This is a genomic window from Flammeovirga sp. EKP202 (assembly GCF_014534745.1).
Classification (GTDB): Bacteria; Bacteroidota; Bacteroidia; order Cytophagales; family Flammeovirgaceae; genus Flammeovirga.
Genome location: NZ_JACVVP010000007.1, coordinates 36,931 through 57,877 on the forward strand (window position 1 = coordinate 36,931; position 20,947 = coordinate 57,877).

A 20,947-nucleotide genomic window follows, 5' to 3' on the forward strand; every position below is an offset into this window, starting at 1 on the left:
GTATTTTATGTAAGTATATATTGTAATAAATTACATAAAATACTTCAAATCACCTATTTCACTTTAGAAACATGATATTTTTTAAACCTTGAATCCATAAACTTTACAACTTCAGTGAAATTTGTCATTTCTCTATTCGAAATAACGATAGGTTGGCCAATTTTTGTTTGAAGTACCAAAACATCAAATTGCTTCTTTCCTATTGTCTTTTGCTTTACCTCCCAAAAAAGTAAATACTTGGTTAAATCCGTTTCAAAAGAAGAACCAACTCTCAAAGGATATTTCTCAATCACTATGTTTCCTTTAAAAGTGACCGTTTTATAGACAAACATTATCCTCACAAACATGAATAATATGATGAAGGAAGTAGAAAGTAGTAGTAGTAATTTATACCATTCAAAACCTCCGATATTCATCCATCTTACGGTACCAAAAGTGATAGCGATAAGAATAAAGACAAATAACCCAAGAGCAAAAAATGCCGGTGTTTTAGGGTAAGAAACGATGGCTTTATTATTTACTTTATGCTTTTTCATTGTGCTTAATTTACTAAGATGATTAACGCTGAAACAAATGCACCTCCAGAAAGAAATAAGTTCCAATCTCTTTGATGCCACATAGTTAATCTTAGCATCAATGAATTCATCAATAGACAAATTAAAACTATGATAATCTGACCTATTTCAAGTCCTAAGTTAAACGCTAAAAGCGGTTCCCATATTTGTTCTTCATTCCCTAACAATGATTTTAAAAAGTTAGAAAAGCCAAGACCATGAATCAAACCAAATACTGAAGCTTCAACAAAGTATCTTTTAATAGGTCTTTTTTCTTTTAGATAAGAAGGAGATCCTTTTGTTTGTCCAAGATTAAAGAGGTTAGAAATACAGACAATTAAAATCGTTACAGGAATCAAAGTTTCGATTAAATCAGCATCTATTGATACAATCTCCAAAGTAGATAATGCCAATGTTACAGAGTGTCCTAATGTAAATGCTGTCACTAAAATCAGTACCTGTTTCAATGATTTAGCATTAAATGAAGCCATTAAAGCCAAAATGAATAAGATATGATCATATCCATTGACGTCTGTAATGTGTTCTAATCCAAGCTGAAGGTATAATCCAAAAGATTCCATAAAGTTTATTCGTTGTAAGTCATCCAAAAATGCAAATATAAGATAGATTTTAGAGGGAATTAAGTGTATTGATGCAACAAGTTTAAATTAAATTGTTAATTCTAGCCGATTAATTGTTAATGCATTTCCCTCTCATTGTATAGAATTAATCGATGAGTGGCACTTGTAAAGAGTATGTTTTGGATAATTCTATTTGAACTTGGAATTTATTGTGAATAGAATGCTAAAAAAATGTGATAATTTAACTTGAATTGAATAATTTTGATGAATCAATTCATAAGAGCAATGGGCATAGCAAGATATTTTTTAATTCTATTTTTTTTAGGGCTTTCATCATCCATTTTTGGACAGTCATCTTGGGAACAGATCAAAGAAACAAAAAAGGGTGACATCACGGTATATTACATTCAAAACAAACCTTTTGTCTATTCATTACCAACTGGTGGAATGGCGGGTATTGAGTATGAAATGTTCACTAATCTTATTCGTCAACAACGAAAAGAACTACAAGCCGTCATCAACATTAAATGGGTTCCGCTAGATTCATGGGATGAGCTTTATAAAAAAGTAAAAACAAGTTCTGAAGGATGTTTCGGAATGTCGGGTATCACGATTACCTCCGAACGTAAAAGAAATATTTCCTACCTTCCGAGCTATATGCCAGACATTGAAATTATTGTATCTTCTGAGAATGTGCCCTTATTTCAGAAACAAGAAAATTTCAATAATGCTCTACAATCCCTTCCTGCTATCACCATTAAAAACTCAACTTTTGAACGTAACCTCCTAAGATTAAAACAAACTACCTTACCTGCTCTAAACTATTCTTACATCTCTACATCTGAAGATTTGATTGGAAATATTGCTGAAGGTAATGATATATGGGGCTATACTCAATTGTCTAATTATGCCTATGCACTTTCTAAAGGATTGAAGCTTCACCGACAGATTTTTTATCAGGTAGAAAATGAAGGTTTAGCCATTACTTTGCCTCGCAATTCTACATGGCTACAACCACTTACGAAAGCCAATGAGCAACCTCAGTTTAGAGTTGACACAAATAAACTTATTCGAAAATACCTTGGAGACAAAGTCACTGACTTAATTTGGGATTTATCGATCCAAGAAGATGGCTTAATTGATACCTTAAAAAACCAACAAAGAGAAATTGGGCTTCTTACCATAGAATCAGAAATTAGATTACTTCGCCTCACTCAAAAAGAGTTGGAAATCTCTCAGCAAAATACAATCAGAAATATTTTGGTCGTGACACTATCACTGACACTACTCTTGGTGGTGACACTCTTCCATTTTAATAATCTTGTAAAAAGATCTAATCAAAAATTAGAAACACAAAACCAAGAAATCGATGAACAAGCTAAATCACTTCGTAAAGGGTATAAAGATTTAGAACATTTGAGTAGTATTGGTAGAGATATAACATCAAAGCTGGCCTTAGATGAAATTATAGAAACAGCCTATAAAAGTATTAGTGGGCTCATCAAAGCTCCTGTTTTTGGTATTGCTTTGTACAATGAGAAGAAAGACTCTCTAGATTTCCCTTATATCTATGAACACGATGAAGTGATAAAAGATGAGTCTTTTGATTTAAAAGATAAAATGAGATTAGCTGTAATGTGTTTTGATCAGAAAAAGGAATTTTTCATTCAGAAATTCAGTACGGATCACCGCAATTATGTAAAAGAAGTTCTTCAGCCTATTGCAGGTAAAAACACTGAGTCCATCATTTATATTCCTCTGGTTGCCAAACACAAAAAACCAATTGGGGTATTTACAATACAATCTTTTGAAGCCAATGCTTTTGACAGCTATCAGTTGAATCTATTAAGAAACTTAGCCATCTACATTAGAATTGCTCTTCAGAACGAAAAGACATACAGAAACATCAACAACAAAAAACAACAGCTACAGGAAGCTAATAATCATATTATTGAGCAAAAAGAATTGATTGAGGAAAAGAATCATGAACTTGAGGATGCGAATAACGACAAAAACCACTTATTAAGTATTGTGGCTCATGATTTACGAAATCCGCTATCAAGTTCCATTACTTTATTAAGTATACTCAATACCGATGACACTAACTTAGATGAAGATGAGAAACTTTGTGTGTCAGGTTCGTTAAATGCTATGCATCGAATGAATAAAATGATTGAAGATATTTTAGATGCTAGGGTTTCTGAAAACAACGAAAGTAAAGTGAATAAAGAAGCTGAAAAAGATATTTTCTCGGTATCAGAAGTACTAGATCAAGTCATCAATGACTTCACTGGAGTTGCTGAGCGAAAGAATATAGAATTGACTTACAATTTACTTTCTGATGGATTAATTGAAGCAAACAAACAGCATAGTATTCAGATTTATGAGAATTTGATTTCAAATGCCATAAAATTTTCCCCTGCCAATACTGAAATTGCTGTTAGCATTGAAAAAGTAAAAGATTTTGTAGAGGTTAAAATAACGGACCAAGGACCTGGCCTTTCGGAGGAAGATCAGAAAAAACTCTATCAAAAATTTCAAACTTTAGGGCCAAAACCTACCGGAGGTGAAAAATCTACGGGTATTGGGCTCTCAATTGTAAAAAAATATGTAGATAGCATGGAGGGAAAAGTAGAATGTATAAGTAGCCAAAACCAAGGCACTACTTTTATCGTCTCCCTACCCTATTTATAAAAATAAAAAAGTGTACGAACTAAACTACTCTTTACTGTAAACTTGACTTAGACTATGGAACAAACTAAAAATACATTTACCCTAGCTTCTAAAATTGAGCACCTAAGTTTGAAAAAACTTTGGACACTCTATTTTACAGCTATTACAGCCATCATATTATTATTGAGTATTTCTCAAATTGTTTTTCACTCTTTCTCTCAGAAACAAAACGCTGATGCAGATTTGATCAACAAAGCAGGAAAGCAAAGAATGCTTAGCCAAAAAATTACCAAGTGTGTTTTACTCATTGAAAATAATAAAACCACACCTTACCTAGGTGAATTAAAGAATGCAGTAAAAGAGTGGAAAATCTCACATAAAGAATTAGGCGCCTATAATGATCAAATAGACAATTCTATTTCTCTCAAAAAAGCCACCGAACTTTACGAGAAAGTTGATGCTTTTCACTCTAAAATTGTAAGCGATGTTGAAGAAGCCCTAGAAAACAACTTTGAAGACTCAGATATAAGTCAAGATATTCTTTCAAATGAAGCCTTCTACCTGACTAATATGGATTTGCTTGTGGGCGTGTACTCTGACGATGCAAATGGAAAGTTAGACGATATTCAGAATACTTCTCTGATTTTATTTATCATCACACTTATTTTACTCTTCTTCGAATTAGGGTATGTATTCCGTCCAACAGCTAGAAGAATTCGAAAAACATTTGATGAGTTGGAAAAAGCTAAAAGCGAAACACAAGATAAAATTGTTGAAATAGATCAATTGTATAGATCTCTGGGGCAATCCTATCAATTTCTTTCAGAATCAAAAGATAACGAAGAAAAGCTCAATGTTTTATTAGCCAAAACGGATGAAAATGGTGAAATTAATTATGTATCTGATGCTTTGTTGGAAATCTTAAAAGTAGAACATGGTGATCACCCTAAGAATATTTTCCATTGGTTGACATTAGAGGGCTATAAAAAAGAAATGATTCAAGAAGTCCTGGAAACTGCTTTGAGTCAAGAAACATGGGTGGGGACACTTCAAATCACAGATAGTGAAGGTGATTACATCTGGATTGAAACTACGATTACGATGTTACATGGTGAAAAACCTACAATCGTTATCATTGGTAGAGATACTACAGAAGACAAAGAAGCCGAAGAAAGATCAAAAGAAATCAACCAAGAAGAAATTGATAAACATATCGAGACCCAAAAAGAACGTTCGTTATTGATCTTAAAAGGCCAAGAAGAAGAAAGAGGAAGAATATCAAAAGATATACATGATGGTATTGGTCAATTACTAACAGCTTTAAAATTCAGCTTGGAATCATTTGATGGCGGCAATACAAAATCTTCTGCTAATAAAATTAAAGAATCTAGAAATTTACTTAAAAATATCATCCGAGAAGTACGAAGAGTTTCCTTTAATTTATCTCCAAACACTTTGGGTGACTATGGAATTAACGCCGTTCTTACAAGGTTTGCTAATGAAACAAGTAGACTTTCTGATGTCACTGTTTTATTCAACAACAAAACAGATTTCAATATGAGATTTGAAAGACATATTGAAACTAATATTTATAGAATTGTACAAGAAGCCGTCAACAATGCCATTAAATACTCTGAAGCCGAGCAAGTTAAAATTGATTTGGAGCATGATATTGAAGTCCTTTACATCAGTATCGTTGACAACGGCAAAGGGTTCGATATGAAAAACCTTGAGATTCAAGGAGGTGGAAATGGACTTCTAAATATGGAAGAGAGAGCTGGTTTTGTTGGAGGTACTATTCAAGTAAGTTCTAAGCTTGAGGAAGGAACAACAATTTCAGTAGAAGTACCTATAAATAAAGATTAACTAAGTAATTTTTATATATTGCACTAGTATAAACTCACATCAATAAAATATATTATAAATGAGTCAAATTTCAGTAGTACTTACAGATGATCATGTTGTTGTCCGAAATGGTATCAAACTACTGTTGGAAAACAGTCATGAAATAAATGTAATTGGAGAAGGGGCTAATGGACAAGAGGCATTGGAGTTATGTAAAGAACTTAAACCTGATGTGCTTGTAATTGACATAAGAATGCCCGTGATGAATGGAATCATGGCTGCTTCAAAAATTAAAGAATACAGCTCCACGACCAAAGTCTTAATCCTTTCGATGCACGATGATGCTGAATATATATTAGATGCAGCAGAAAAAGGTGCTAGCGGTTATCTATTAAAGGATTCAAGCAGTGATGAGTTCTTAAAAGCAATAAAGACTGTACATGAAGGTAAAAAATACTTCAGTGGTGATATTTCAAAAGTATTGGTAGAAGGATACCTAAATATGAAACATAACACTGAACCTGTTACTGAAACAGTTACTACCGATACTTCTGCGAATATTGATCTTACAAAGAGAGAAAAAGAGATATTGAAATACGTGGTTCACGGAAAGAGTAGTAAAGAAATAGCGGGTATTTTAAATAAAAGTGTGAGAACCGTAGAAACCCATCGTTTTAATATTATGAAAAAGATGGAGGTGAAGAGTGCTGTTGAATTAATTGCAAAGGTGAATGAAATTGCTTCGTTAAAAGCTGAATTATTATAAATAACACTTAGAAATGACTACTTAATTTCAATTTTTAAGTACTCATTAAATAGACAATCCCTACTTAGAATTTAATTTTCTGAGTAGGGATTTTTTTGTATTCATTATAAATTACGTGTTTTTATTAAAAAAATCACATTAAAAGTACGTACAATTACGTATTTTTACTTACTTTTACTTTCGTGTTGTACGTATTACTTCTCAAAATCCTTTGAGGAAGTAGTCGTAAGCAACCACTAAAACAAACACATGCTTAAAATAGGGCAACAATGTTTGTTGCCCTAACTTTTAACTTAGCAAATTAGATTATGAAAAATATCTCAACATACAAATCAACATGTTCCTATTGTGGAGTAGGCTGCGGCATAGATGTTAAAAAGGATGCGAAAGGCAAATTAACAGTTGAAGGAGATATTAATTATCCAGTCAACAAAGGGAAGTTATGTTCAAAAGGCATGAACCTAAACTATGTAGTTCAAGATACTACAGACCGTTTGCTTTATCCGCAAATGCGATGGAGTAAACAACATGACTTACAAAGAGTGGACTGGGATACAGCTTTTACAAGAGCTGCAGCTGTGTTTAAATCAATTATAAAAAAATATGGACCTGACTCAGTGGGTATGTATGTCTCTGGTCAGTGTCTTACTGAAGAATATTATTTAGCCAATAAACTTACAAAAGGTTTTTTCCAAACCAACAACATTGACACGAATTCACGACTTTGTATGAGTAGTGCCGTTGTTGGTTATGTAAAAACTTTAGGTGAAGATACTGTCCCAATTTCTTATGAGGATATAGAACTTGCAGATACTTTTATGATTGCAGGTGCTAACCCCGCTTGGTGTCATCCTATCTTATTCAGAAGAATTGAGGCACATAAGGAAAAAAATCCTGATACCAAACTTATTGTTGTTGATCCTAGAAAGACACAATCATGTGCAATCGCCGATCTACACTTACAATTAAAGCCAGGTACTGACGTAGTACTTTACCAAGCTATTGGTAGAGCAATCATTGAAGAAGGAGACTTAGATTGGGATTTCATCAAAAATCATACAGATGGTTTTGATGAATATAGAAAAGAAGTAATGAGAAGACCTCTGAAAGAAGCTAGTGCTATCACAGGGGTGACAATAGATGCAATAAAATTAGCCGCTCGATATATTGGTAACGCAAAAGGATTTATCAATATGTGGGCAATGGGCTTGAACCAAAGTGCTCAAGGAACAAATAAAAACCTTGCATTATTAAACTTAAACTTAATTACAGGTCAAATTGGTAGACCTGGTGCAGGACCATTTTCACTTACAGGCCAACCTAACGCAATGGGTGGTAGAGAAGTAGGTGGTATGGCTTCTCTCCTAGCGGCTCACCATGATTTAAAAAACCCTGAGCACAGACAAAAAGTTGCCGATTTCTGGGGTGTGGATCATATCCAAGAGAAACCTGGTAAAACTGCAACGGAGATGTTCGAAGCATTGCATTCGGGAGAAATGAAAGCTGTTTGGATTGTATGTACCAACCCAATGGTAAGCTTACCTAATTCAAAGCTAGTTGAAGAAGCATTAAAGAAAGCGAAGTTTGTTATCGTTCAAGATATTTCAAATAAAGCTGATTCCATTGAGCATGCAGATATGATTCTTCCCGCTGCAGGATGGTTAGAAAAAGAAGGAACGATGACCAATTCTGAACGTAGAATAAGTCATTTAGAGCGAGTACTTCCCGCTCCAGGTGAAGCACTTCCTGATACAGAAATCTTCTGCCGTTTCGCTCAAAAAATGGGCTACCATGGATTTGATTATCAATCTACTGAAGATATTTTCAAAGAACATGCATTGCTTACAAAAGGAACAAACATTGACATCGCTGAACTTACTTATGATACTTTAAAGAAAGAAAGATCAGTTCAATGGCCTTATGTAAATGGAAAAAGTACAGATAGATTATTCGAAGACAAACAGTTCTTCACTCCTAATAAAAAAGCTCAAATCTTAACTTCTGGAGTTGAAAATAATTCAGATCTTCTTACACCAGAAATGCCATTAATTCTAACAACAGGTCGTATTAGAGATCAATGGCACACAAGAACAAGAACGGGTAAAGTCAATAAATTAAATCAACATATATCGGATCCTTTCTTAGAAATGCATCCTAAAGATGCTACCGAAAGAGGTCTTAAGGATGGTGATACAGCGGTTATCACAACTAAAAGAGGTGACTGTAGAGTTAATGTTATTGTCACAACCGATATTAAAGAAGGCGTAATCTTTATGCCAATGCACTGGGGTAAAATTAGTAATGGTATTTTTGCTCGAACAAATAACCTTACAGCCAATGCTATTGACCCTATTTCTAAAGAGCCTGACTTTAAATTCTCTTCTGCTCAAGTAGAGAAATATAAAAAGAAGAAAGAAAAAATTCTTATTGTAGGTGCGGGTGCAGCGGCTTACCGTTTTATCCATACTTATAGAGGCATAAATAAAGAGGATGAAATTGAGGTATTCTCAAAAGAAAGTACTCCATTCTACAATCGTGTACTTTTACCTGAGTATGTCAATGAGACTCTTTTATGGAAAGATTTACAGAAATTCGATGAATTGTCTGAATTTGACCGATTAGGTGTTAAAATTCACTTGAATAAGAGTATCCAAAGTGTTGATCGAGACAACAAAGAAATTGTAGATCAATTCGGAGATCGATATAACTATGATAAACTAATAATTGCTACAGGTAGTAGACCTTTTGTTCCTGCTGATGTTCCTATTCATTTCGAAGGTGTTTTCACAATGAGAAATAAAAAGAATGCAGACAATTTAAAGCAATACTTAGACAATAAAGGAGGAAGAGTAATCATTGTAGGCGGAGGTCTTTTAGGCTTAGAACTTGCTGCATCGTTGAGAGAAATTGAAATCGATGTTACAATTATTCAATTAGCCAACAGACTGATGGACCGACAACTGGATCCTACGGCTTCAGAATTACTTCTTCATCATTGCGAGGATAAGGGAATTGAGGTACTACTCAACGACCAAGTTCAAACAATTGAAAAACAAGGAGATAAACTCTACAAGGCAAAGCTAAAAGGTGGTAGAACGATTGAAAGTAATGCTATTGTTTATGCTATCGGTACTCGACCAAACACTGAAATTGGTAAAGAAGCTGGTTTGAAAACATCAAGAGGTATTACTATCAATGAATACCTTCAGACTTCTGACCCTGATATCTTTGCGATGGGTGAGATTGCTGAGTTTGAAGGACAACTAAATGGTACAACTGCTGGAGCAGAAGAACAAGCTGATACTTGTGCTCGCTTCATCTCTGGTGATTTATTGAGCCGTTATAGTGGTACACTTCCTATGAACATCTTAAAATTCTCTGATCTTAGTTTATGCTCATTGGGTGTTATTGATATACCACCAAAAGATAGAAGCTACGAAGAAGTGATCTTATTGGATAAAGCCGAAGCTTTCTATAAGAAATGTATCATTAAAGATGACCGCTTAGTTGGTACTATATTATTAGGTGACAAAGCTGAATTTGCTGATTACAAGAAGCTCATTGAGATGGAGACCGAATTGGGAAGTCGAAGAAGTGAGCTATTGAGAGGTAAAAGTGATGCTGAACCTCTAATTGGTGAAGTTGTTTGTTCTTGTGCAAATGTTGGTAGTGGTAACCTTCAAAATGCTATTGATGGAGGATGTACTACATTAAATACACTTTGTGAGAAGACAGGTGCAGGCTTAGGATGTGGTAGCTGTAAGACCGAACTTCAAGAAATGTTGAAAAACAATGCAGAAAAATTAGTTACTTTATAGGAGTAAACAAACTTTAGCTTACTTCACAAACTCCATATAGTATGATCGAACAATTAGAGAATACACTAGAAAAAGAAGATTTAGTAAGAATTTTCATCAAAGGAGGAATCTCTTCTCCTGGCGATTTTCTTAAAATTATACAAGTTGCTGAAGAATTAGAAGTAGATCATATTCACTTTGGATCTCGACAAGATATTCTTTTTGCTCCACCAAAAATTAGTAGACCAAAACTGAAAGAAACTTTTGAGTCTATCAAAACAACTTTTGATTGTGATGGTGAGCAATTTCAAAATATTGTAACTTCTTACGTAGCTTTGGATGTAATTCCAAGTACACGTTGGTTAGCAGCACACACCTACCATTATATTCTGGATACTTTTGATTTTCAACCAAAATTAAAAGTAAATATCATTGATCCAGCACAAACGATGGTTCCTTTATTCACGGGTCACCTGAACTTTGTTGCTTCAGAAAAAGAAGGATATTGGTACTTATTCATCAGAGAAGAAGAACACGCTGAGGTACTTTGGGAATGCCCTAGTTTAATCTATAACTATGATATTGCTAAAGTTGTAAAGGCTTTTGAAGGTCTTCATGTACCTGGTAAAACCATTAATAGTTCAAAGGTATGGAAAACTGTTGTAAGTACATTAGACATTAACACTATTGCTAAAACAGAACCTCTTGCATTACCAACAGGTCCTTTCCCTTATTATGAAGGAATGCACCGTATGTTAAGTGGTAAGTATTGGCTAGGTCTTTATTGGAGAAACAATAGCTTTGATATTCCTTTCTTAAAAGAACTTTGTGAAGTATGTCTTAAAACGAATATTGGTAAAATTACAATCACTCCTTGGAAGTCATTTATTGTCAAGGGAATTGATAGTAAGCATATCATAATATGGGAAAAGCTGCTTGGTAAGTTTGGTATCAATGTTAGACATTCATCTTTGGAATTAAACTGGCATTTACCCGTACTTGATAACGAAGCACTTGAGCTTAAAAACTATTTAGTAAGAGCTTTAGACAAACAAGATATTAGTACTTATGGTCTTACTTTTACCATAAAGACTAAGCCTGTAATTCTTTTCACATCTGTAGTAATTGAAAGTATTCCTTCTTCTACTAGAGAAAATACTTACAATGTACTCTACGCTAAGGATTTCAATTGCAACGAGCCAAAGTATATTCCTTTCGTAAAAAGAATTCCAAAAGAGGCAATACCTCCTATTCTTATTGAATTAAGTCATCTTTATTACGAAAACTTAGATAATAGTAATTATGACATTGATGAGCCAAAGAAAAAGCTTGCTTCTACAACTGTAAGCGTTTATCAATGTCAGAACTGTCTGAGCATTTATGATGAAAGTATGGGAATGCCTGATGAAGGTATACCTGAAAACACAAAATTCGAATTTCTTCCTAGTTCTTTTTGCTGCCCTACTTGTGAGGGACCTAAAGAAGACTTTATAGAAATAGAAATGCCACAATCATAGGCATTTGCAAATGAACTAAATACGAATGATTATATATGCAACGAAAAGTCTACATTTATTGTAGGCTTTTTTTGTTGCTCATGATTAAGGTAAGCAAGTGAAAAAGTGCATAATTAATTCAACTTGCACTTCAATACATTGTAAACTAAGTTTTCGTTATTTTTAGTATTTAGAAATTAGGAGATTTCTGTTGATCAATAGAACACGAATGTCGATTACGCTAAACATTCGCGCCAATCGAATTCCTACCCTATTCGTTTGGTAGTGCTCTATCGCCCTTGAAGGGAAAAGCGTTAAGAATTTTATGAAATGAGCCGTTAAAAATGACTTTCTTGTTTGAGCAAAGCGAGTTTAAAATCATTTAGGCGAGAGGAATGGAATTTAGCTTTTGACTTCTAAGCCTTGACTTTTTTGCTTCGTTTTTGTGTTAAGACAAAAATGAAGAAGAAGGAAGCATGAAAGTAGATCGTATAAATACTTGTAGAAAGGTCGATTGAAAAATGATGATAATTTAGTTTACAATGTACAAAATATCTTCCCTTGAATTGTAACGAAAAAAGCCTGCATCACTGCAAGCTTTCTTCCTATTTAAAAAATACTATTATTAATTTCCTTCGTATAACGTTGTTTCGGCATACTTATAATCTGAAACATTTTGAGAGTTATCTTTAAACTTAATAAATACCCTCTTAATACCCGCTCCAGGATCTAAATTCCATGAGAACTTCTCTGAATATGGTCTCCAAATACCTCCTTTAAAATCTTGGTTATTTGAAACCATCATATAAACAGCCTCTCTTGCCCTTGTTGTAATATTTACAGTAGGATTATCAACAGCAGTTTTACCATTCTCGATTTTCACATACATTGGAATTGGTGGTGTTGTATCTAAGATAATTTTAGTCTCAGTTACCATTGACTCATTTCCTGCCTCATCTCTAAACTTCACATAGACATACTTTTCACCATCAGTACTATGTCGGATAATCCAATCCTTACTTGTATCATAAGGCTCCCAATCAATACGAGACTTGAAATATCTGTCGTTGGTCACTTTCATCTCTGTAGCTCCTTCTGCAAATATTTCTAACTGTACACTACCTGTTTTATCATTAGTATATTCTTCACCATTATTGATGATTAGCTTCTCGTTCACCGGTTCTTGACGGTCTAACAGTATACTTGCTGATACAGGCGAAGTTACATTTTCAGCATCATCTTTAAACTTAGCAAAAACCGTTTTCTCACCATCTTCAGCAGCTTCTAAATAATGATCATAAATATAATATCTAAATCTCTCCCAAGTTGCCCCGTCGAAATCTTTATTATTTGAAATCATCATTTTAGTAGCCCCTCTTGCATTCAGCTTTAGTCTTACTCTTGCATCATAATCAGTACAATACTTTTCGCCTTGACCAATTAAAATTGAACCTTCACGTGGAGCATCTGTATCAACCCCCACTGACACATATGATGGTTTTGAAATGTTACCTACTGCATCTTTGAAGATCACATAAACAAACTTCAAACCATCACCTGGAGGGAATTTCCACTTCTTAGATGTAGCATAATTTTCCCATTCAGCCCCTTTGAAATCTGATCTTGGCGATAAACGCATTGTCTTAGCACCTTTCGCTGTGATGTTCAATGTTACTTCTTCAAGGTTAATTAACTTATCTTGAGCTTCTACAATCTCAACATTACCTTCTACTGGAGGAGTTCTATCTAATGTTACATTAACGGAATATGTATCAGAAACATTCCCTGCTTCATCCATAAATCTTGTATAAATCTCTTTTACACCATCTTCACCTGGAAGTCTCCAAGGTATATTGTATTCTGAATAACCAATCCATCTAATTTTCTCAAAATTCGGGTGGTTACTAATCTGCATTTTAATAGCATCTTCAGCGTTTACTCTTACCAAAGCAATGGCATCAGGATGATTGACAACTCCTTCTTTGTGATTTTTGACTACAATAGAGCAATTAAATGGAGGTTTTGTATCCAATACAATATTATCAGATACAGGTTCTGATACATTACCCGCTAAATCTTTGTAACGAGCAAATACTGTTTTTACACCATCATCACCATCAAGTTTCCATTTTTTAATCACATTGTAGGCCTCCCATTCAGAGTCCATAAACGTTGGGTCATTACTTATTTGCATGTAATCCGCTTTTCTAGCGAATAACTTTAAGTTGACCATATGTTCTTTATCAATACTATATTCCTTATTGTTATCAATTGCTATTTTACCACCAAGAGGAGGCTCTGTATCTATTAAAATACGGTCAAAAGCAACTTCAGAAACATTTTTCGCTCGGTCCATGAACTTGACATAAACTGTTCTTATACCATCTTCTCCGCTCAATAGTTTCCAATTCTTGTGTTCTTCCTTATAAATCATCCAGCGTGACCCAAAGAAAGTTTGTTGATTTGAAATCATCATAAACTTGGCATCATCAGCCTTAATTCTCAAATCAACAATATGTTTTTCATCCTTTAATAATTTGACATTATTTAGTGTATCCTGAACTATACCTTCAGCATATATATCCAATTTAGGATTCTGGGGAGGAGTAGAATCTAATATCACAGAAGAAGTGTAAACTTCTGATTCATTTTTAGCTCTATCCCTAAATTTCACATATATTGTTTTCTCACCATCACCAATTGGAAAGTTCCACACTGGAACAATTGAAGTATAAGGCATCCATTCTGCATCACTAAAGTCTTCTTTGTTAGAAACCTTCATTTCAGAAGCACCTTGAATTATCAACTGTAATTTATGTCTCGCATGATTATCAATGTACTTTCGACCGTCATCAATAATGACTCTACCAAATCGAGGTGGTACTCTATCAACAATAGCTCTGGCTGAAACAATTTTTGAATAGTTACCTACTTCATCTCTAAAACGAGCATAAACCACCTTTTCTCCATCTCCAGGAGATAATGTCCATTGTACTTCCTCTGCATAATCAATCCATCCATCTCCACCACGAATTTGAATATGCGAAGCTCCCTGAGCGAAGAAATGTAGTGTAATAACAGAGTCTTTCAAAAACTTTTCTCCGTCATTGATTTTCATTTTAGCTTCAGTTGGAGGCGTTGTATCAATCGTTATTTTAGCACTGATAACCTTTGTTTCGTTACCAGCAGCATCTCTATATTGAACAAAAACTTCTTTCTCACCATCAAGGCCAGGAAGTTTATAATTATCAATTCTTTGTGCAAAAGTCACCCACTGCTTACCAATAAAATCAGGTCTATTGGATATTCTCATCTGATAAGCATCTTCTGCTGATAAAAATAATGATACTGTACGCTTCTTACTGTTGGTGAATAATAAACCACCATTAATCATTATTTCTGGATTCTGAGGTGGTGTTCTGTCCAATTCTACAATCAAAGTGGCAACCTCAGATACGTTTCCTGAATCTTCGTCTTTAAAAACGGCATAAATTGTTTTTACTCCATCCTCTTCTCCTCTTCCGATAATAGGAAAATCAGACTTCTCCCAATTGACCCTTTCCCAAACTACTCCTCTAAAACTTTCGTCGCGACTAATTTTCATATGCGTCGCATTTTGTGATTTTATCCTTAAGTGAACTCTTCCTTCGGGATCATTGGTTACATCTCTACCACCGTCAACTGCAATAGACCCAGTGACTGATTGTGACCAACAAAAATGAGTAATCAATAAAAATAAACAACTTAGTAAAAAACTCTTCATAGAAGCTCTATTATGGGGATGAAGTGCTACGACACCTATCAAAAATCTCTCTTTATACCTTATCAACGACTATTATTTTAATATATTTCGTTAATAGGTAATGATTAATCAAAGAACATACCAAGTATGATAATCAGCTTTAGCACAAACTGTTTTTAAAAGTGATAAAACCTAACATATATTTTATGTGTTATAAAAAAAAGAATATAACAAAAAAAACGTATTTTTACTTTTAGAAGTGAAATAAAAAAAATAAATATCAAAGTATGGCGAAACAGCGTTTTGATGCTTTAAAAGTGGTTGAACTAAGACAACCTATAAATGTTACCCCTCCAAGTGAAAAAGTTTCAGACTATTTCGGTAAAAATACGTTTGGTCTTCTTGTCATGAAAGAACAACTTTCAACTGACATTTATACCAGATTACAGAATGCGATCCATAAAGGAGAACAAATTGATGAAAACGTTGCTGACGCTGTAGCGACTTCTTTAAAAGCTTGGGCAATTTCCAAAGGTGTAACACACTATACACACTGGTTCCAACCTCTTACTGGATCTACAGCTGAAAAACATGATGCATTTTTTGAAATGACAAATGATGGAAATGCGATTGAACGTTTCAAAGGTAGTGCTCTTGTTAGACAAGAACCTGATGCATCCTCTTTTCCAAGTGGCGGTTTGAGACAGACTTTTGAGGCTAGAGGTTATACTGCTTGGGATCCTACTTCACCTGCTTTTATTATTGAGAGTGGAAAAGGAAAAACACTTTGCATACCTACAGTTTTTGTTTCTTATACTGGAGAATCTTTGGATAACAAAGCACCTCTTTTAAAGGCACTAGAGCAAATTGATAAAACAGCTACGGCAGTTTGTCAAATTTTTGATAGAAGCATAGAAAAAGTACAAGCCACTTTAGGTACAGAACAAGAATTCTTTTTGATCGATAAGGCTCTCGCAGATGCAAGGCCTGATATATTATTGACAGGAAAAACGTTATTTGGAAGAACTCCCCCAAAAGGTCAACAGTTAGATGATCATTATTTCGGTGCAATTCCTTCCAGAGTATCACGATTCCTTCAAGGTCTTGAAATCGAAGCCTATAAATTGGGTATCCCTATTAAGACTCGTCACAATGAGGTTGCTCCAAGTCAATTTGAAGTTGCCCCAATTTTTGAAGAAGTAAATGTAGCGAACGACCACAACCAATTGTTGATGGATTTGATGAGAAAAGTAGCCTCTCGTCATAACTTCAGAGTTTTATTCCATGAAAAACCTTTCGAGGGATTAAATGGTAGTGGTAAACACAATAACTGGTCGTTACTTACTGATAAGGGTAAAAATCTTCTACAACCTAGTACAAAGGCTAAGGAAAACCTTATTTTTATCACCTTCTTTATCAATATTTTAAAGGCCGTTTATGACAACGCAGACCTTTTAAGAGCTTCTATTGCTTCGGCGAGTAATGATTACCGATTAGGTGCGAATGAAGCTCCTCCTCCAATCATTTCAGCTTTTATTGGAACTCAGCTTTTTAATGTTCTTACAGAGCTAGAAAACAATGGCGATATAAAAGTGAAAAAGGGAGATAATATCTACATGAAATTGGGCATCAATAAGATCCCTCCTATTTTATTAGATAACACGGATAGAAACAGAACATCCCCTTTCGCATTTACGGGTAACAAATTTGAATTCAGAGCAGTTGGTTCTAATGCAAATAACGCTAGAGCGATGACTGTATTGAATGTTGCCGTTGCAAATCAACTAGAACTTTTCAAAAGAGAAGTGGATAAATTGATTGAACAGGATGAGAAAAAAGAGGTCGCTATTATTGACATTTTACGTTCTTACATCCCTTCAGTAAAAAAAGTTGTTTTTGAAGGTAATGGATATGGTGAAGAATGGGTTCAAGAAGCGAAAAGAAGAGGACTTTCTAACTTTAGAGATACACCAAGAGCTTTACAAGTTTTAAAGAAAGCGGCAACTTCCCGTCTTTTCAAGCGAATGAGAATTATGACACAAGCAGAGCTTATTGCCCGTCATGAAATTCGCCTCGAAAATTACACTAGAAAAATGCAAATTGAATCTAGAGTAATGGCAGACCTTGCTTTGAACCATATTTGTCCAACAGCTATTCGATATCAAAACATGCTGATTGAGAACGTCAAGGGCATGAAAGACATAGGGCTTGAAGAGGAAACGGAGGAAGTAATGAATCTTATCAAAAAAGTTTCAAAACACCTTAATCAAGTAAAGAAACTAAGCAATGAAATGACTCAGGAACGAAAACGTATCAACGCGATTGAAAGTACTGAAGAAAAAGCGATTGCTTACTGTGATGAAATCAAAGAAAAATATTTTGAAGAATTAAGATGGCACGTTGATAAATTGGAAACAATGATTGACGATGAAATGTGGCCTCTTCCAAAATATAGAGAATTGTTATTCTTGAGATAACCATATTGATTGAAAACAAAAAAGCGGAACATTGTAATAATGTTCCGCTTTTTATATTTAATAAGCTTATTTGCTTAGATCAAATCATAACCCATTTCAGCAGCTACGATTTTCTCTACTAAAGCTCTCACATTCTCATTAGAGATTTTTTCGATGACGTCCCCAGCAAAAGCATAGATTAATAAACCTCTTGCTTTGTCTTCAGGAATACCTCTTGCTCTTAAGTAGAACATTGGTTCTTCATCAAGGGCTCCAACAGTACAACCATGTGAACAAGATACATCATCTGCCCAGATTTCTAATTGTGGCTTAGTATCCACAACAGCATCTTGCGACAATAAAATGTTTTTATTCGACTGGAATGCATTGGTCTTCTGAGCATCTTCTCTTACGAAGATTTTACCATTGAAAACACCTTTAGATTTTTCTGATAAAATACCTTTGTATAATTCATTACTGTATGAATTAGGCATTTTATGATCCACCATTGTGTGATTATCCACTAAAGTCTTTCCTTTTACAAGATAAAGACCTGTCATCAAACCTTCACAATGCTCACCTAAAGCGATATTTAAGTTGTTTCTCACAATGTGACCACCTGTAGTGATTGTGATATTGTGATAAACACTATTATCAGCTTGTTGAGCTTCTGAAAGTGTCACTAAAGAAGTATTTTCGGATTCATCTTGAAGCTTCAAATGACTCAAGTTTGCTCTTTCGGCAACATTAACCTCAGCTACACTGTTAACCAATACAGCTTCACCTTTAATTACTGCATTTCTTTCAATAATACTAGCTTGAGCGCCTTCTTCAAGTACCGCTAATATTCTTGGTTGAACTACAATATTGTCACCAGAAATAACATTTAGGAACATCAAAGGAGTTTCAGACAATGCATTTCTTTTCGCATATACAAAACCACCTTCTACAACTGATGCCGTATTCACACCTACAAACGGTAATGAGTTATCAGCGTATTTTCCTAGATGTGCTAAAACTAAATCTTGATGCTTCTCAATTGCTTCGCTCAAAGGCGCCACAATTACTTTGTCAGTTGACGTAAATGAAGATAATGATGCATTATATACACCATTCACAAAAACCATTACATCTGTACCCTCAATTAAATAATCTTGGATGTCAGCTGCGGTTACATTTACATCATTTGAGAAAGAATAAGTATTGCTCACTAACTTTTTGATGTTAGTGTATTTCCATTCCTCGTGTTGAATAGAAGGAAAATCTGAAGATGCGAAAGTCTCAGCAGCTTCTGTTCTAAGTTGAACTAAAGCAGGTACTTTTTCAATCGTATCCTCAATGTATGACAGTGCATTGTTTTTTAATGCAGCATTTTCAATTACTATACTCATCGTTATAAAGGGAATTAGTTTTGACCTTCCACTTCTTGGATGATCCAATCGTAACCTTTTTCTTCTAGTTCAAGTGCTAATTCTTTAGTACCTGACTTAACGATTTTACCTTTGTATAATACGTGAACAAAATCAGGAACAATATAATCTAGTAATCTTTGGTAGTGAGTTACTACTACAAACGAACGGTTACCGTCACGTAATGTATTCACACCATTAGCCACAATTCTTAATGCGTCGATATCCAAACCAGAATCCGTTTCGTCAAGGATCGCTAATTTAGGATCAAGCATTGCCATATGGAAAATCTCATTTCTTTTCTTTTCACCACCTGAGAAACCTTCGTTTAAAGATCTACCCATTAATGATTTATCGATAGAAACGATTTGCATCTTCTCTTTCATCTCTTTCATGAAGTTGGCAGCATTATAAGGCTCCTCACCTCTTGCTTTTCTTACTTCATTCACGGCTGTTCTCAAGAAGTTAGTATTACTAACACCAGGGATTTCCACTGGGTATTGAAATGCTAAGAAAAGTCCCTTCTGAGCTCTTACTTCAGGTGCCATTTCTAACAAATCCTCACCATCAAAATCAACATCACCACCGTCTACTTCGTAATCTTCTCTACCGGCTAAAACAGAAGCTAAAGTACTTTTTCCAGAACCATTTGGTCCCATGATCGCATGCACTTCTCCTGGTTTAATCTCTAAATTAATCCCTTTAAGAATCTCTTTGTCTTCAATCGAAGCTTTCAGATCATTGATCTTCAACATATTTCTATATGATTTTATTAATCGAAAATTTGTTTACTATAACTACCGATAGTGTACTATTGTTTTTACTTATAAAAGTAGTAGCTTAATTCGGCTTGCAAATTTATTTAGATTTTTTTTAAATAGGAACATATTTACGAATTATCATGCTACTTTTGCATAAAATTTTTCATGAAAAAAGGTAACGCCACAGACATTACCTTTAGTCCTGTAAATATGAAAATGAAAAAAATTTAAATCAAATCAAATGTGGTGCGGTATTTTGCAATGATTACTATCATAAAATTCACACCATCGACACAAAGTTAATATTTTTCGTCGAATTTGAAGATTTTTATCATCATTTTAAGTTTATTTACAAATATATTTAGACATTTAATCAAAAAATTATGCTTTCAATTGGAGATAACTACGCAACGAACTTCAGTTTTACTCAAAACCAAGTAAATGCATTTGCTGAATTGACGGGCGACACTAATCCTATCCATATTGATGATGAGTTTGCTTCTAAAACTCCTTTCAAAAAACCAATTATGCACGGATTTCTTTCTGCGAGTATCTTTTCAAGAGTTTTAGGTACTGAATTCCCAGGTAATGGATCAGTATATCTTTCACAACAAATGGATTTTTTAAGACCAATGTTTGTCAACGAAGAGTATGTAGCAAACTTTGAAATCACAGAAATAGATTCTAGAAGAAAAACAGCTATCATTAAAACCACCATCACTTCAGTAGCAAATAAAAAAGTAATGGTAAAAGGCGAAGCGAAAATTATGCATCAAGAACTTATCGCTTAACCTCAATTAATATTCTTGTTGTCTTCCTCTGACTATACTTTTTGAATCAAAATTACTCATCAAATAAAATATCATT

At 34.3% G+C, this 20,947-nt stretch carries 12 protein-coding genes; 7 read left to right on the forward strand and 5 right to left on the reverse strand.

Annotated elements, in window-relative coordinates:
• Nucleotides 1-53: 53 nt before the first annotated feature.
• Both IC221_RS05715 and IC221_RS05720 read right to left on the reverse strand, forming a co-directional pair.
• A complete protein-coding gene (locus tag IC221_RS05715; protein ID WP_188168047.1) occupies nt 54-536 on the reverse strand; it encodes a hypothetical protein in 483 nt (160 codons plus the stop codon).
• A 5-nt stretch (nt 537-541) separates the two neighbouring features.
• Nucleotides 542-1,135 (reverse strand): HupE/UreJ family protein, encoded by a 594-nt coding sequence (locus IC221_RS05720; protein ID WP_188168048.1) that lies wholly within the window; start codon nt 1,133-1,135, stop codon nt 542-544.
• A gap of 264 nt (nt 1,136-1,399) precedes the next feature.
• Here IC221_RS05720 and IC221_RS05725 point away from each other — a divergent pair, with 264 nt between their 5' ends.
• The 5 genes from IC221_RS05725 (at nt 1,400) to IC221_RS05745 (ending at nt 11,733) form a co-directional block, all read left to right on the forward strand.
• Nucleotides 1,400-3,829, forward strand: a complete 2,430-nt coding sequence (locus IC221_RS05725) for an ATP-binding protein (RefSeq protein ID WP_188168049.1) — start codon at nt 1,400-1,402, stop codon at nt 3,827-3,829.
• Nucleotides 3,830-3,883: 54 nt separating this feature from the next.
• A complete protein-coding gene (locus tag IC221_RS05730; protein ID WP_188168050.1) occupies nt 3,884-5,674 on the forward strand; it encodes an ATP-binding protein in 1,791 nt (596 codons plus the stop codon).
• 58 nt (nt 5,675-5,732) lie between these two features.
• A complete protein-coding gene (locus IC221_RS05735) occupies nt 5,733-6,419 on the forward strand; it encodes a response regulator transcription factor (protein WP_188168051.1) in 687 nt (228 codons plus the stop codon).
• Nucleotides 6,420-6,727: 308 nt separating this feature from the next.
• A complete protein-coding gene (locus tag IC221_RS05740) occupies nt 6,728-10,237 on the forward strand; it encodes a nitrate reductase (protein WP_188168052.1) in 3,510 nt (1,169 codons plus the stop codon).
• Between the two features lie 41 nt (nt 10,238-10,278).
• On the forward strand, nt 10,279-11,733 hold the full coding sequence (locus IC221_RS05745) for a rubredoxin (RefSeq protein ID WP_188168053.1): 1,455 nt from the start codon (nt 10,279-10,281) through the stop codon (nt 11,731-11,733).
• 604 nt (nt 11,734-12,337) lie between these two features.
• Here IC221_RS05745 and IC221_RS05750 read toward each other — a convergent pair.
• Nucleotides 12,338-15,475: a hypothetical protein gene (locus IC221_RS05750; protein ID WP_188168054.1), complete on the reverse strand. Its 3,138-nt coding sequence runs from the start codon at nt 15,473-15,475 to the stop codon at nt 12,338-12,340.
• Nucleotides 15,476-15,741: 266 nt separating this feature from the next.
• Between IC221_RS05750 and IC221_RS05755 the strand changes: the two genes are divergently transcribed.
• Nucleotides 15,742-17,931 carry a glutamine synthetase III gene (locus tag IC221_RS05755; RefSeq protein WP_188168055.1) on the forward strand — a complete coding sequence of 730 codons (2,190 nt, stop codon included), beginning with the start codon at nt 15,742-15,744 and terminating at the stop codon, nt 17,929-17,931.
• A 74-nt stretch (nt 17,932-18,005) separates the two neighbouring features.
• Here the strand turns inward: IC221_RS05755 and sufD are convergent, their stop codons facing one another.
• Together sufD and sufC are read right to left on the reverse strand one after the other, a co-directional pair.
• Entirely contained in the window at nt 18,006-19,301 is a 1,296-nt protein-coding gene (gene sufD, locus IC221_RS05760) for a Fe-S cluster assembly protein SufD (RefSeq protein WP_188168056.1), read from the reverse strand.
• A 14-nt stretch (nt 19,302-19,315) separates the two neighbouring features.
• The gene (gene sufC / locus IC221_RS05765; RefSeq protein WP_044213022.1) at nt 19,316-20,074 is read right to left on the reverse strand and encodes a Fe-S cluster assembly ATPase SufC; all 759 of its coding nucleotides are present in this window, start codon (nt 20,072-20,074) and stop codon (nt 19,316-19,318) included.
• Nucleotides 20,075-20,463: 389 nt separating this feature from the next.
• Between sufC and IC221_RS05770 the strand changes: the two genes are divergently transcribed.
• Nucleotides 20,464-20,871, forward strand: a complete 408-nt coding sequence (locus tag IC221_RS05770) for a MaoC family dehydratase (protein ID WP_188168057.1) — start codon at nt 20,464-20,466, stop codon at nt 20,869-20,871.
• Nucleotides 20,872-20,947 lie beyond the last annotated feature (76 nt).

Bases quoted from the DNA above. Each gene is read 5' to 3' on its own strand.
- IC221_RS05720 (WP_188168048.1), bottom strand. From the start codon at position 1,135: ATGGAATCTTTTGGATTATACCTTCAGCTTGGATTAGAACACATTACA.
- IC221_RS05745 (WP_188168053.1), top strand. From the start codon at position 10,279: ATGATCGAACAATTAGAGAATACACTAGAAAAAGAAGATTTAGTAAGA.
- IC221_RS05750 (WP_188168054.1), bottom strand. From the start codon at position 15,475: ATGAAGAGTTTTTTACTAAGTTGTTTATTTTTATTGATTACTCATTTT.
- IC221_RS05735 (WP_188168051.1), top strand. From the start codon at position 5,733: ATGAGTCAAATTTCAGTAGTACTTACAGATGATCATGTTGTTGTCCGA.
- sufC (WP_044213022.1), bottom strand. From the start codon at position 20,074: ATGTTGAAGATCAATGATCTGAAAGCTTCGATTGAAGACAAAGAGATT.
- IC221_RS05730 (WP_188168050.1), top strand. From the start codon at position 3,884: ATGGAACAAACTAAAAATACATTTACCCTAGCTTCTAAAATTGAGCAC.
- sufD (WP_188168056.1), bottom strand. From the start codon at position 19,301: ATGAGTATAGTAATTGAAAATGCTGCATTAAAAAACAATGCACTGTCA.
- IC221_RS05725 (WP_188168049.1), top strand. From the start codon at position 1,400: ATGAATCAATTCATAAGAGCAATGGGCATAGCAAGATATTTTTTAATT.
- IC221_RS05740 (WP_188168052.1), top strand. From the start codon at position 6,728: ATGAAAAATATCTCAACATACAAATCAACATGTTCCTATTGTGGAGTA.
- IC221_RS05770 (WP_188168057.1), top strand. From the start codon at position 20,464: ATGCTTTCAATTGGAGATAACTACGCAACGAACTTCAGTTTTACTCAA.
- IC221_RS05715 (WP_188168047.1), bottom strand. From the start codon at position 536: ATGAAAAAGCATAAAGTAAATAATAAAGCCATCGTTTCTTACCCTAAA.
- IC221_RS05755 (WP_188168055.1), top strand. From the start codon at position 15,742: ATGGCGAAACAGCGTTTTGATGCTTTAAAAGTGGTTGAACTAAGACAA.